Below are 14,549 nucleotides of genomic sequence, written 5' to 3' on the forward strand. Positions count from 1 at the left end.
ATTTTATTTATAGGTCAACAACTGTAATTCCTGCACCGCCGAATTGCACATGCTCATCGGCAAAGTGTCTGATACCGGGAACTGTTTGCAGGTACTGGCGGATAAGTGTACGCAAAATGCCCGTGCCTGTTCCGTGAAGAATGCGTACGCGGGACATCCCAACGAGGATGGCATCGTCAATAAAGTAGGTCACTGCCTGCAAAGCTTCATCACCCCGCATACCGCGTACGTCGATGTCTTGTTTGAAGTTCAGTTTCTTTTCGTACATACTGTCCTGCGTCTGGTTGCTGACGAATGTGCTTTTGGTAGAACTGTCTACCTTTTGCGGAACAGTGTTTGTACGCTCCAGACGTTCCACTTTAATGGTAGACTTTATACTGCCGAATGCTATAACGGCATTTTTGCCATTTACTTCCAGAACTTCGCCTACTGAATTCTGTCCTTTTATCTTCACCATCGCTCCCGGTACAATGCTTGCCAGGCGCTCTGCTTCCTGTTTGGCTTTTTGCGCAGCCTGCTCCTGCGCTGATAATCCGTTATCAGTATCTTTTGTTTTCTTTTCTTTCTTACGATTCTGCTTTTCCTGCAATTTCTGCATTTTACGGGCTATTTTCTCCTCCTGTTCTTTAGAGGCAAGAGCTTCCATCGATTGACGGAATTCCGTCAACTCCTGGCGTGCCTGGCGAGTCTTTTCTTTTTCAGCCTGTGCTTCCTTAATGGTACGGATGGTATTCTCAATTCGGGCATTGGCCTCTTGTACCAGTTGTTCTGCTTCTTCCTTGGCTTTTTTAATAATCTCCTTGCGAGATTTTTGTAAGTCCTCCATTTCTGCCTGATAACGGGCGATGGTGTCTTCCATATGTTTCTCGCGTTGGCGGATGGTCTGGCGTTTGCCTTCCCAATATCGCTTGTCGCGTACAATGTCTTGCAGGTATTTATCAGCATTGATATATTCACTGCCGACAATTTCGGATGCGTCGGCAATAACATCTTCCGGAAGACCGATCTTCCTGGCTATTTCTACGGCAAACGAACTTCCGGGATTACCGATCTGAAGTTGGAATAATGCCTGCATCAGGTGGCGGTCATATAGCATGGCTCCATTTACTACCCCTTCATGGTCTTCGGCAAAGTGCTTCAGATTCTGGTAGTGTGTAGTAATAACACCGAAAGTTAACTTTTGGTTGAAACGTTTCAGTACGGCTTCGGCTATGGCACCACCGATTTGCGGTTCTGTTCCGCCGCCGAATTCATCGATCAGGATGAGGCTGCGTTCATTGCAGTTCTTCATCATTATCTTCATATTGGTAAGATGAGAAGAATAGGTACTCAAATCATCTTCAATGGATTGCTCGTCACCGATGTCAATGAATATGCTGCTGAAAATACCCGCATGGCTGCGTTCATGCATGGGAATGAGCATACCACATTGTAGCATATACTGCAATAATCCTACTGTTTTAAGACAAACGGACTTACCACCGGCGTTTGGACCGGATATAATCAATATGCGCTGTTTCTCGGTTAGTTCTATATCGAGGGGAACTACCTTCTTTCCATGTTTGGAGAGGGAGAGTTGCAGTAACGGATGGACTGCCATGGTCCAATCCAGTAAGCGCGTATTCTCAAGTGCGGGTTTTATACCGGATATTTGCAGGGCAAACAAGCTCTTGGCACGGATAAAGTCTATCTCGGCAAGGAATTCGTAAGACTGCAATACCTCGGGAATAGAAGGACGCAGCAGATTGGAGAATTCCACCAGAATACGGATAATCTCTCTACGCTCATCTCCTTCCAGTTCACGGATACGGTTGTTGGCTTCCACTACCTCGGCAGGTTCTATGAACACGGTTTTTCCACTTGCCGATTCATCATGCACGATACCTTTTATCTTCCGTTTCAATCCCGGAGCAACCGGAATTACCAGACGTCCGTCACGCATAGTAGGAGTAACATCTTTGTCTACCACACCTTCGGATTGGGCGTTGCGCAGAATACCATTCAATGAACGGGAAATACTGTTCATGGTGTTTGTCAATTCCCGGCGGATACGTGCCAGTTCGGATGAAGCATTGTCTTTTATCTTTCCGTAAGGTGAAAGTATATTATTTATCTTCTGGATCAATTGCGGGAATGCCAGGATATCTTTGGCGAGATTCCGAAGGCAAGGGTAGGGGGAATCTTCCTCCTCCATATCTTCTTTTTCCAGAAAGCGTACGATGTCCCGTATCGTTTCCAGCGAACGGCGTAAGTCGAAAAGTTCCTGTTCGTCCAGATACATTCCTTCCACGCGTATCCGTTTGAGGGATGGACGAACGTCGAAAAAATACTGTGCGGGGAAGTTGTCCTCTTCCTGTATGATGCGTACGAATTCAGTCACGAGGTTCAGGCGCTCCTCCACTTCCTCAAAGTGATCGGAGAATGCCATATCGGTAACTCGTTCGGCGCCTAACGTACTAAGGCATTTTTCACTTAGTAACTGGCGTATTTGGTCGAAACCTATTTTATATTCAAAGTTCTGCGGGTATATCATGTTGCAAAAGTACAATTTATTCGTGAAAAAAATAGCAGGAAGTTTGTAGATTTAAAAATGATTTGTACCTTTGCACCGCTTTAAGAGAAAAGCACTTCTTGAAAGAGGAGTTTGGAGAGGTGGCAGAGTGGTCGATTGCGGCGGTCTTGAAAACCGTTGTACTGCGAGGTACCCGGGGTTCGAATCCCTGTCTCTCCGCAGAACCTACTGGACAAAAGAGGACAGTAAGAGGACAAAAACCTACAAATCAGCGATTTGTAGGTTTTTTTATTGCCTATAAGTCTTGTTTCCAAGACAACAAAAGGACTATAAAAGACATAGTTTCGTTACTAAATCGTTACCTATTCCCTACCGGACAAAAACGGTAACGATTTGTCCCGAAATGACCGCAGAAAGTCTGAATTTGTCCACCGTCTATCTATCTCACATTTAACAAGTTATTAGTAGTTTTGCAACTTAAAAATGTGAGGTTATGAAGAGTACATTTAAAGTCCTTTTCTATTTAAAGAAAGGCTCTGAAAAAAAGAACGGTGAAGTTATGATTATGGCAAGAATTACCATTGACGGTAAATTATGCCAGTTCAGTACAAAGCAAAGTATTCATCCCGATAGCTGGAATATAACAGCGGGAAAAGCCAAAGGCAAAGATGCAGGCAGGATTAACGCCTTATTAGAAGATATAAAGGCATCTTTGAATAATATCTACCACGAACAACAACGGCGTGATAATTACGTTACTGCCGAAAAGGTGAAGAATGAATTTTTGGGGCATAGTGAGAAACATGAAACTATCCTTAACCTTTTCAAAAAGCACAATGACGATGTTAAGCAGTTGGTCGGCATATCTAAAACGATTGCCACCTACCGCAAATATGAAGTAACCCGCCGCCATCTTGCCGAGTTCATCCAAAGCAAATATAACCTATCGGATATTTCCATAAAGGAAATAAGCCCTATGCTTATAACAGATTTCGAGTTGTATTTACGCACTGCCTGTAAATGCGGCTACAACACGACTGCCAAATTCATGCAGTTTTTCAAACGTATCATTATTATAGCCCGAAATAACGGCATATTGGTAGGCGACCCATTCGCCAGCTATAAAATACGTTTGGAAAAAGTCGATAGAGGTTATTTGTCAGAGGACGAAATAAAAATCATTCTGAAAAAGAAGATGGTTTCCGAGCGATTGGAGCAGGTGCGTGATGTTTTTATCTTTTCCTGTTTCACAGGTTTGGCATACATTGATGTTTCCAACTTGAAACAAGACAATATCCGCAAATCCTTTGACGGTAAACTATGGATAATTACCAAACGGCAAAAGACCAACACAGACGTAAATGTTCCTTTGCTGGACATTCCCAAAATGATATTGAAGAAGTATAAAGACAAGCTGCCTGATGGTAAGATACTTCCTATAATCAGCAACCAAAAACTTAACGCCTATTTGAAAGAAATAGCGGACGTTTGCGGGATAAAAAAGAACTTGACTTTTCACCTTGCAAGGCATACTTTCGCAACGACAACTACGCTTGCAAAGGGTGTACCCATCGAAACCGTTTCTAAAATGCTGGGACATACCAACATAGAAACAACACAGATATACGCCCGCATTACCAATAGCAAAATAGGTAACGATATGCAGGGACTTGACAAGAAATTTGTCGGTATTGAGAAGATTTATAAAGAAGCCTTGTAAACATCCTAATAAGAACTTGCTGCAAAAGCGGCAGGTTCTCTATCCTTATATAACTCCATCCGGACAGTTTGAAAATACAGAAACCATGTTTAATTTAAAATTATAGAATTATGGACTTACAAATCATCCAAAACAAGATTTTTGAAATCAGGGGTTGCCGTGTAATGCTTGATTTTCATTTGGCAGAACTCTATGGTGTGCAGACTAAAGTTTTGAAACAAGCCGTGAAACGTAATGAAAAACGCTTCCCATCGGATTTCCGTTTTACCATGACGAAAGAGGAATGGCACGAACTGGTCACAAATTGTGACCAGTTGCCGGAGAGCCTGAAACACAGTTATGTACTTCCCGATTGTTTTACCGAGCAGGGGGTTGCCATGCTTAGTAGTGTATTACGCAGTCAGACCGCCATAGATGTGAATATCTCTATCATGCGTGCGTTTGTCCTCATGCGCCAAATGTCAATCGGTTACGAGGAACTTCTTAAACGCATCGAAGAACTGGAACAGAGTACGGATGCACAATTCAGCGAGGTGTACCAAGCATTGACCCAGTTATTAAGCAAACCCGAACCGAAGCCACGCAAACCGATAGGATATAGAACCTATGATGAATAACTGTTTAAGGTATTCGGTTGTCTAAGGGGTGTCACCAGTGATACCCCTTTTTCAGTTCCCTAAAGTAATGTATCTCAATCACAAATTTTAGCAAAGTTACAGCCCGGTGGGGACAAGTACCAAATCCGAGCCGTTCCGGTTTTCTAAAAAATCTCCACACCTGCGGGTCGTATTTTTTGAAAAGATATGGTTGAAGTCCCCGCCAAACTGTGGGTGTCCGGCAAAATTTCTTATTGTTTAATTTAAAATTCAAGCGTTATGAAAACAACAGAATTTACCATGCCGGAAATCACTATCTCTTATAAAGACAATGTAAAAGCATCCGAAAGAATAAAAATACTCTCTTCTGAAACTTCTTATTCTTACTTAAAACCTTTCTATTCTGAATGTATGGAACACCACGAAGAAAGTTATGTAATGTTCCTCAATCGGGCAAATAAGGCTTTAGGTGTTTCCTTTATCTCTAAAGGTGGTATGGCTGAAACAGTAATGGATGTGAAAATTATCCTGCAAACTGCCTTAAAAGTCCATGCTTCGGGCATAATCCTCTCACATAACCACCCATCGGGCAATCTACGTCCGAGCGAACCGGACAAGCAAATCACCTCAAAAATTAAAGAAGCCTGCAAGGTCTTGGATTTACACCTGTTAGACCATATCATCCTGACAGAAGAAAGCTATTACAGTTTTGCAGACGAGGGGCTTTTATAAGCCCTTTTTTTACTCTCTCATTACCCAATACAAAAAGCCTGATGGCTTTTGTTTCTATCCTTTTAAACAAGAGAAAAATTTTCCCTAAAACTGATTGGAACATTGTCAAAGGTATATCCGTGCCTGTTACTGTTCAAATTATTTTTTAGAAATCTCCACACCTACGGGTAGTATTTCATAAATAATAATTTGCCCTGTACCAGTCCCGAACCTTTGAAAAGACAATGTTCCCATTCAGTTAAAGGAAAAATTTATGTGGTGGGCGACAAGCGATGTAAACGATTAAAATTCAAAAGTCATGGAAGCAGTAACATTATCAGAAGCAAGAGTTTATGTAGGTACTTACAACAAGTATAACAGTGGTTCACTTTTCGGCAAGTGGTTAGACCTTTCCGATTATTCGGACAAGGACGAATTTATGGAAGCGTGCCGGGAACTGCACAAGGACGACCAAGACCCGGAATTTATGTTTCAGGATTACGAGAATATCCCGGAAGCCCTGATTTCCGAAAGTTGGCTATCAGACAAGTTTTTTGAGCTTCGGGATGCCATCGAAAAACTAAGCGAAACCGAGCAGGAAGCGTTTTTCGTGTGGTGCGACCACCACAACAGCGATATAAGCGAAGAAGATGCGGACGACCTTATTTCTTCTTTTGAGGACGAATATCAGGGAGAATATGAAGATGAAGAAGATTATGCCTATGAATATGTGGAACAATGTTACGACCTACCGGAGTTCGCAAAAACCTACTTTGATTATTCGGCTTTTGCCCGTGACCTGTTTATGACTGATTACTGGATGGATAACGGTTTTGTTTTCCGTTGCGCCTGATTACTAACCGGGTGGAGTAATCCACCCACAACACACCAAGACAATGAAAGTATATAATAAGATAACGACTTTTTTACGATGGTTTATACTTGCTTTTATCATCTATCAGGCAGCCACCAGCACCGCCGGAATGTGGATAGTCCTAATCATAGGCTTTTTTATTATCCGGTTCGTTCTCCGGTTGTTTATCTCTGCCGTTTACCTGTTCTGTATGGCTTTTATTTTCATTGTCCTGCTTTCACTTTTGATTATCTGATAACTCATTTTAAATTATAACAATATGGAAACTTTAAACAAAAACGGGGTAAGCATTACCCAAACGCCGGGAGAGGAAAAATATGTAAAATGCTGTTTAGGCGCATTTAGGGGTCAAATCTATTATCAATATGATTACCGCCATACAGACGGCGAACTGTTCAGCACCCTTGCCAAAACACTTGACAAGTGCCGCAAACGGCGGGATGAATGGTTGAAAATTTAAAAGTAAAAAAAATAATCCAGCTGGAAATATCCAGCCAGATTACCTACTACTTCTTAAACCTAAACGGGAAAGAGAGCGGTAAAAAAACGACACCTTTAATTCTAATTAGATAAACGTCTTTTCTCTATTCTTAGTTCTTTAAATTTTTCTTTTAATTCATTGTAATTAGGATGTTTTTTAATCCAATAATTGATTTGTTCTGCTTTGACATCTTCATATTTTATTTTAGGTGATAATGTATATAATTGCTGAACAGTTCTAACACTAAATCCTATGGCTGATACACAAAAACTTATTATTATCCATAGATTTTCAGATACATATGTTCCAAAGCTAATTGTGCTTTTCGTATTACAATAAGAAATAACAAGTAAAATAATACATAAGATAAATCCCATAAAGAAAATGCATTCTAAAAGTAGTATTAAATAAAATTTTATTAGACAAATAGATTTGTCCTTTTCTATTTCCATTTGTGATATTTTTTGAGAAATAAAATCTATTTCCTCGCTAATTTTATTGATTCTTTTTTGTTTCTCTAATTCTACTTGAAGACCTTGAATTGTTTTTTCATCTTCAGCTGACTTCATATTAGATACATTTACTGTTTTACTTGCTTCTTTGACAGCTTCTTCAAGTTTTGTTAACTTTTCCGATAGCTCAATATTTTTCTGCTGCTTACTTAATTCCTCGTCAACTGCTATTTTAATCAAAGCTTGAATATGATTTTTATTTACTTCTTCCTTGTTATCTATATCCTCTTGCTCGTTTTTAATTACATAGTTAACTTCATGAATAGCTTTTGTAGACCTTTTTATAAGAGCGGTATATACCGCTTGATAGTTATCTTGCGAATAAGTTTCATCTGACTCTTTGTAGTATTTAGAAACAAGCCTAAGTTTTCTGCGTATATCAGTATTATTAAGTGCAAAACATCTTGACATTACTTCGGTAAGTCCACTTTTTTTAATCAGAGAGCTGTGAGAATTATGTATCCATAAGTCAATAACTATTTTTGCAGGATGTAATAATAGCGGTAATGTGTCTTGTTTACTAAAATATGATATTAAATCCGAATTTAGCGAAACAAAATAAGCATTTATTTTTTCAATAGAGACGATGTCTTTTCTTTTCTTTGAGATGAAATCTCTTAGATATACATCATGTATATCTCTAATGCCATTGTTATAATTCTTTTTCCTGAATTTTTCTAATTCTTTAACACTACGTTTGTTTTTATATTCTACTTCAATTTTATCTAATTCATTTTCTGATACTGGAAATAGAACTATCCCTTTATCGGAAATGAGTTTGTTTAAGTTATTTCTTATCTGAAGAATTTTTGATGGGCTTAAATTACGTCTATGATACGCATCTTCAATAGCTGTGTTAGGACGAGGACCTTGCTCTTTTTCAACGGAGCTTAGAATGTAATTTATTTCTCGTATTGTAAGAGCGTGTATTTTGGGAGTATTACCTGAATTTATTATAATTTCTAATAGCTCTTGGGCATATTTAACATTATCAATATTATCAAGATCTAAGGCTGCTAACACTAATGAAGAATCTAAGAAGTATTCAACACAATCACTTGATTTTATGTTAATATCAGCTTTATTTCTTTTAAGAAATCCAGCAATAATAGAACCCCAAAAAATATCATTAGCAATGTTATATAACTCTATATTACTTTCTTTTAACCAAAATAGGAAACGGGTGAGATTCACATATCCCTCGTTTATAAGCGTTTTTTCATCTACACCATCAATATGTGTAAGTATTTCCTCTGTATGGTCGGAATAGAAATCAATAAAAGATTTTTCATATGATAAACCTTCTGCATCAAGATATTGCTTATATAGAATATCTAATTTATCAAATTTGGAGGATATTTCTTGGGATTTATTGTCTATTGATAAAGTAATTGAAATGTCCCATGCTTTCTTAATTTTAAATTGCTTCCCATTTTCATATACAGAAAGTGATATACCATTATCTTGTAACCCAATAGCCTTTATTGATTGTTTTAAGATAACGCAAGGAATGGTAATTCCAAAATCAGCATCGATTAAACTTTGAAGTTCTTCTAAATCGTAATATTTTTCTATGTCGGTTTGCGTATAGTATTGATTTACAATTTCATATTTGATTATAGGGAAATATACATCATTGTACAAATCAGCCCCTTTCGTATCATAAAGGGCAGTTATTAAAGCGTAATTAGTCTTATTCATATATTTTAAACTTCAAAATATGTATTAATCGACAAAATTAATTAAAAAGAAGCATCGGAAAGAATTTTCTCCGCTGCTTCTTAACATATTCAATAAAAACGTTTTTTTTATTTCACTTCCTAATTATTATCATTGTTGAACGAAAATGAAAGCTGTTGCAACTGCCCGAAGCTATCCTGAAAATACACATCTACCGTCTGTTGGTCGGTCGATGCGGAAGTATAGTAAAGCCGGAATGTTTCACCCGGAAGCGGGTATAGGTCATTTGGTAGTAAAACCGTCCCATCGGACATTTTCAGCGTTCCCGCCCCGTCCGGTTGGAAATAGCGGATGAAATATTTTGTTTCCTCATACCGTCCGTCCCGGTGAAGCTGGCAGCGTATTTCTGCCGTTTCACCTACCTTTAATTTCTTCGGAACAGGCATCGTTTCGATACTGAACGGGTAAGACTGCTGTATATCCACGTTGTCACTACACGCACCCACTAATAACAAGGCGGCCACCATGTAGCAGCCTGTTAGCATCTTATAAATTACATTTCTCATATACATTATATATAATAGGTTAGTTTATCACATTATTATCTTTAGACCGATACCGAACTGTGTATGGAACTTTCCGACTGAAGAACCGAACAGGCATCTTTCCCTTGCGTTAATCAGGAACACCACCCGGTCGGTAATGTAACTTTCCAGTTCCAGCGTCAGCGCACTACCATAGACAAAACCGTCCTTATCGGTCAGGGTCGAGCCATCGGGCAGCAATTTATCGCCCCAGTTACTTGTTTCATACCCGGCAAGGGCAGACAAGCCCAGCGAAAGGAAAAAGGTTTTCTTTCTGTCTGAAAGGAAATTCAGATAGTAACCGCCCTCGCCTGTAAACTGGCTCACGGGTATCTGTAAATCCTTATAGGGATAATGCTTTTCGAGGTATTCCCCGCCGATAACCCATCTGTTCCCGTTTTTGGTATAGGTACTCATGGCAGCCCCGAAGTAATAAGCGAAATCGCTTTTACTGTTCCAGTGAACACCGTCCGCCATGCCGCCCGTAACCTGCAAGCCTTTCATTCCCGGCAGACATCTTTGTGCGTGTGCCTGGTTGAAAGTCAGGCACAGCACAAAAAGGGATATAATACAACATATCCTTTTCATGTTCATTTGATTTTAAGTTCGTTAATCACTTTGGCAGCCACTATATCCGAATTTTCCACCCGGATAGTTTGGTGTCTGCCCCCGTTCTTTTCCACCAGTTCGATGACTAATATCTTATCGTCAGGGATAGTGAACTGCGGAACGGTGTACACGGTGCGGACGGTACTTTTGCCGCCGATAACCAGTATCTCGTTATAGCTCCGCACCGGGTCAATCACCGTTTCCTGAATAGCCGTTCTTTTGGCTACTTTCTTATCCACAATCTTGAAACGGATAAAGTCGGTATCAAACGGTACGTTTGAACTGTTCTTTGTTTGTGTGTGGAAGTAGAACAGCCCGTTATGCGAATAAATGCCCTTTACCAAGAACTGCACCCCGAACCGTTTGCATCCCAAATGCTTTATTTCCCGGTCATTGTTTTTGTAGATGGACTGCATAATCAGCTTTACCAAAAGCGGGCTTTCGTTACCCAGTTCACGGAAATAGATATTCATCCGGGTATGGCTGAAATCCGTTGTGTCCTCATTCTCCAAGAAGTCTTTCATTTCGATGTTCAGCATTTCCGGTTCATGTGCGTATTTTGCATTGAAACTGTAAAAGCTACCATCCTCACAGATAACGGAAAAATTGGTTTCACCGGGAAAGCCCTCTGTTGTAGCCTTGACCCTGACAACATTTTCCGCCCCGTCCGCTTTTCCGGCAATAATGTAGTTACTGCCTAAGTCCACGTACTTAACGGCAGACGGGAAAATAAGGTGTACTGTTTTTGCAAACGTCACCTGTACGCCGTAAGGTGTCACCATTTGGCGGTAAGGGAGCTTCTTTGTAATGCCCTGATACAAATCGTTACTTTGTGCTTTCATTGAAACCACGCCCAAGAGTAGGGCGAACATGATAATTAACTTTTTCATTTTGGATTGAAATTTTTATGGTTGATAATTGATAAATAGATTATTGCTGTTTGGCGTAAAGCATCACCTGATAGTTCGCTTTCAGGTGTACTTTTACCGTTCTGAATTTCTTAGCGAGGTATTGTGAACCGCCCTGCATCAAGCCCCTTGTAATATCCATTGCGACCTGCTGCCCGGCACTTTGCGCAAAGGAAATGCTCGTTCCCAGTCCCGCACCGATATTCGCCATCGCTTCCTTTGCCGCTTCCTGTTCCAGTGACGAGGGAACGGAAAGCCCCTTTTGCCCGTCACTGTCGTAAACGGCAAGTTCCACCGGAATGATATTACCCGCATATTCGAGCGAGGACACCAGTATGTCGAGCCGTTCCCCCTGTACTTTGGCACTTCCTGAAACAAGGCTGTTTTTCGGGACAATCACGTTCCCCGCCTGTAACGGTTCTAACAGCCGGAGCTTGACGGTCTGCCCGTCCATAAGTGTTTGGTCGTTATGTACACACGCCCGGATAGTGTTCTTTCCCATCGAATAACCACTGCCGACCGCCGTATTAAATCCGTAATTGCGTGGCTTGCCGTATTCGGCGATAAATTCGGCGTTGCTTATAGGTTGCTGCAATCCTGAAACCGTCCTGTCCGATACCGATTTTACAGGTGTGGCATTTCCTTTGCCCTGAACAGGTGCGGACGGTGCGACCTGTGCAATCTGTCCCGGTTGCAGTGGTATGCTTTGCCCGTTCTGTCCGTTCATGTATTTTGCCGCCAGTTCGTAGGATTTTTCCATAAGAGCCACCTGTTCATCCATGCTGCCCGCACCGTTTTCTTTCGCATCGAGCCGGGCAGTGAGTTCTTCCACCTGACGTTTCAGTTCCTCTTTTTCCTTGTCCTCTTTCGGCGTTTCGTAGAAACTGCCTAACTGACGGTTCATGTCCCGGTAAGCCGCCGCCGAAGACTGGATAGAGGAACGGCTATTGTTCGGCGCACCCGCCCCGAAGTCTATTACATTGGTTTTCGGTTTTTCTGCCGGAGCATCATCTATCAGGGTCAAATCTTCCCCGTTCCCGTTTTCCTCTCCCAGCGAAAAGGCAAAATCCTGTAAGGAGCGCATCTTGTCCGCCTGTTTGTTCTCCATTTGCTCCTGTTCGTAGGCTGTCTTTTTATCGCTGATTATCCCGTCCCCTTTGGGTTGCGGAATATCGGCGTTAAATCCGCCCACGTTTTCCACCTTTGCTTCGTCCTTATCGGACGGTGCGAAAATCAGGTACATAGACCCCAAGAAAACCAGTCCCATAAGCGGGTAAATCAGCATCTTCTTTCGCTGCTGTATCTGCTGCGGGGTCAGTTCTTTTTTTTCCTTTACCTGTTTTTCAGGTTCTTTCTTCCTGTCCGTTTCCGGTGCGGGAACTTCATTTTTCACTTCTTTTTCTTCCATTGTCTGACTGATTAAAAATGTTCGTACTGTCTTTACTTTGTAACTGCAACTGCCTGATGTGCTCTATCCGTATGGTTTCGCCATCCTCTTTTCCTATCCGGTAAATGGATGATACCGTGAAGTAGATGGATAGCCCGCCGAAGAACAGGAGCATAAGCAGGATTACCGCCAGCCTTATTTCCGGTGTCATTCGCCCGCACAGGTGGCGGAGTTTTTCATCCGCCCAGTCCTGCACATGGGTAATCGCCTGATTCACCGGAGAGAGAATTTTCCGTATCATGGCTTACCGCTTTATGGTGTTCAAGTCCTTGTTTTCCGTTATCTCGAAACTTTCCATCATAAAGCCGTGCGGGTTATTATCACTTCTTACGGCGTTCAATAACCGGCAACGGGTAACAAGGCTTCTTTCCGTCACGCTGCTTTCACGGATAATCATTTGCCGGGCATAGGTAGCCACCGCATACGGGTACACATCGAAATTGCATGAAACGCTGTCTATCTGTATGGTTTGGCTGATATTGCCCGAAATGATACGGTTGTAATATCCTTTTTCCGAGAGGTCACGGTAATAATTAAATGCGCTCTTGTCGGCGAGGAACAGCGACCGTTTGATATTGCTTTCGATAGCGTTCTTATCCGGTGAGAGCGTGAAAAACAGTTCGTGAAAACGCTTCACGTGTTCCCTTGCTTCAACCGGACGGTTTTGTGTCAAGTCTTGTGATAACGCAAGCATCAACGATTTGCCACCGTCCAGCACATAAATCTTCTGCCGTTGCGCTTCGGCAAACGTATAGGAGTTCCAAACGGCATAACCCGTTATCAGGGTACACATAACGACAAACACGATACCGAAAAGCCGTATCTGTTTGAAACTGGTTTCAATGTTCTTTAAACTTTTAAATTCCATCTTGATTTTTATTTATTGGTTACTTTTGATTAGTTTACCACCGACCCTGCCGCCAGCGTTCCCGGTTGCTGCACCTGCTACCGCACCGACACCGCTACCTGTTTTGTTAGCCGCACTGTTTATATTCCGGCTCATGTTGCCCATTCCGCCCGCCTGAATAATCCAGTTCGATACGGTGGGAATTGTGAAGTAACCGATGATACCGATTATCATAAAAATTATGTACACTGAATTGCTGCTATCGGGTACGAAATTGGGGTCTGATAGCTCCTGAATATCCTTTTGGAGCATAAGTACCTGTATTCGGGCAAGTATGGAACTGAACAGGTCTGAAACGGGCAGCCACAGGTAAACGGAAATATACCTTGTTATCCATTGGGTCAGTGTCGCCTGAAAGCCATCATATACACTGATGGCAAAGGCTATCGGACCCAGTATGGCAAGGACAATCAAGAAAAAGGTTCGGATAGTGTCTATCACAAGGGCTGCCGATTGAAAGAGCAGTTCCAAAAGTTCCCTGAACCAATCCCGGACGGATTGCTTAATATTGTGGGCTGCCCTATCCATGTACATACCACCCATTGTGGCAATATCTTTGGCAGACCATCCCAATTCGTCAATCTGTTTATCAAATGCTTCATCCGAAACAAGGTAAGCCGTTTCCGGATTGCGCACCATCGCTTCATATTCCAGTTTGTCCTTTTGTTCCCGGTAGGCGTTCATATCGAAAGTTTGCGTTTCGAGCATATTGTTACACCCCTTGACTACTGGCGACATAACGCTGTTAATCGTACCCAGTACAAAAGTGGGAAAGAACATAATACAGAAACCAATCACAAAAGGACGGAGCAAAGGGTAAACGTCTATCGGTTCGGCACTGGCGAGCGACTGCCATACTTTGGCAGCCACATAGAACAAAGCCCCCAGTCCCGCTATTCCTTTGGCTACCCCCGCCATGTTCCCGCATAAAGGCATCATGTCCGTGTACAGACTTCGTAAAATCTGATGCAGGTTATCAAATTCGATTGCTAATAACATACTTATCTG

At 41.7% G+C, this 14,549-nt stretch carries 14 protein-coding genes and 1 tRNA gene; 6 read left to right on the forward strand and 9 right to left on the reverse strand.

The window, feature by feature from the left end; all coding sequences use genetic code 11:
• Positions 1-7: 7 nt before the first annotated feature.
• Positions 8-2,533, reverse strand: coding sequence for an endonuclease MutS2 (locus K6V21_RS14920; RefSeq protein WP_224319097.1), 2,526 nt, complete (start codon positions 2,531-2,533; stop codon positions 8-10).
• 113 nt (positions 2,534-2,646) lie between these two features.
• Between K6V21_RS14920 and K6V21_RS14925 the strand changes: the two genes are divergently transcribed.
• The 6 genes from K6V21_RS14925 (at position 2,647) to K6V21_RS14950 (ending at position 6,873) form a co-directional block, all read left to right on the forward strand.
• Positions 2,647-2,731, forward strand: a tRNA-Ser gene (locus K6V21_RS14925).
• A 274-nt stretch (positions 2,732-3,005) separates the two neighbouring features.
• Positions 3,006-4,232, forward strand: a complete 1,227-nt coding sequence (locus K6V21_RS14930) for a site-specific integrase (protein ID WP_224319098.1) — start codon at positions 3,006-3,008, stop codon at positions 4,230-4,232.
• A 110-nt stretch (positions 4,233-4,342) separates the two neighbouring features.
• Positions 4,343-4,849 (forward strand): ORF6N domain-containing protein, encoded by a 507-nt coding sequence (locus K6V21_RS14935; RefSeq protein ID WP_195643202.1) that lies wholly within the window; start codon positions 4,343-4,345, stop codon positions 4,847-4,849.
• 258 nt (positions 4,850-5,107) lie between these two features.
• Positions 5,108-5,560, forward strand: coding sequence for a RadC family protein (locus K6V21_RS14940; protein ID WP_224319099.1), 453 nt, complete (start codon positions 5,108-5,110; stop codon positions 5,558-5,560).
• A gap of 298 nt (positions 5,561-5,858) precedes the next feature.
• Positions 5,859-6,392, forward strand: coding sequence for an antirestriction protein ArdA (locus tag K6V21_RS14945; protein WP_224319100.1), 534 nt, complete (start codon positions 5,859-5,861; stop codon positions 6,390-6,392).
• Between the two features lie 280 nt (positions 6,393-6,672).
• Positions 6,673-6,873 (forward strand): DUF3873 domain-containing protein, encoded by a 201-nt coding sequence (locus K6V21_RS14950; RefSeq protein WP_224319101.1) that lies wholly within the window; start codon positions 6,673-6,675, stop codon positions 6,871-6,873.
• Between the two features lie 101 nt (positions 6,874-6,974).
• Here the strand turns inward: K6V21_RS14950 and K6V21_RS14955 are convergent, their stop codons facing one another.
• From K6V21_RS14955 to traJ, 8 genes are all read right to left on the reverse strand, one after another.
• On the reverse strand, positions 6,975-9,107 hold the full coding sequence (locus tag K6V21_RS14955; protein ID WP_224319102.1) for a hypothetical protein: 2,133 nt from the start codon (positions 9,105-9,107) through the stop codon (positions 6,975-6,977).
• 119 nt (positions 9,108-9,226) lie between these two features.
• Positions 9,227-9,658 (reverse strand): DUF3872 domain-containing protein, encoded by a 432-nt coding sequence (locus K6V21_RS14960; protein ID WP_224319103.1) that lies wholly within the window; start codon positions 9,656-9,658, stop codon positions 9,227-9,229.
• Positions 9,659-9,679: 21 nt separating this feature from the next.
• The gene (locus K6V21_RS14965; protein WP_224319104.1) at positions 9,680-10,258 is read right to left on the reverse strand and encodes a conjugal transfer protein TraO; all 579 of its coding nucleotides are present in this window, start codon (positions 10,256-10,258) and stop codon (positions 9,680-9,682) included.
• Positions 10,259-10,260: 2 nt separating this feature from the next.
• Positions 10,261-11,169 (reverse strand): conjugative transposon protein TraN, encoded by a 909-nt coding sequence (traN, locus tag K6V21_RS14970; protein ID WP_007216050.1) that lies wholly within the window; start codon positions 11,167-11,169, stop codon positions 10,261-10,263.
• 40 nt (positions 11,170-11,209) lie between these two features.
• The gene (gene traM / locus K6V21_RS14975) at positions 11,210-12,595 is read right to left on the reverse strand and encodes a conjugative transposon protein TraM (RefSeq protein WP_196039607.1); all 1,386 of its coding nucleotides are present in this window, start codon (positions 12,593-12,595) and stop codon (positions 11,210-11,212) included.
• Positions 12,570-12,875: a TraL conjugative transposon family protein gene (locus tag K6V21_RS14980; RefSeq protein WP_122329394.1), complete on the reverse strand. Its 306-nt coding sequence runs from the start codon at positions 12,873-12,875 to the stop codon at positions 12,570-12,572. The genes traM and K6V21_RS14980 overlap by 26 nt, the downstream gene beginning before the upstream one ends.
• 3 nt (positions 12,876-12,878) lie before the next feature.
• Positions 12,879-13,502 carry a conjugative transposon protein TraK gene (gene traK, locus K6V21_RS14985; RefSeq protein WP_015532621.1) on the reverse strand — a complete coding sequence of 208 codons (624 nt, stop codon included), beginning with the start codon at positions 13,500-13,502 and terminating at the stop codon, positions 12,879-12,881.
• A gap of 12 nt (positions 13,503-13,514) precedes the next feature.
• Positions 13,515-14,540, reverse strand: coding sequence for a conjugative transposon protein TraJ (traJ, locus tag K6V21_RS14990; protein WP_118419286.1), 1,026 nt, complete (start codon positions 14,538-14,540; stop codon positions 13,515-13,517).
• Positions 14,541-14,549 lie beyond the last annotated feature (9 nt).

This window comes from Bacteroides cellulosilyticus (assembly GCF_020091405.1).
In the GTDB taxonomy this organism is placed as follows: Bacteria; Bacteroidota; Bacteroidia; order Bacteroidales; family Bacteroidaceae; genus Bacteroides.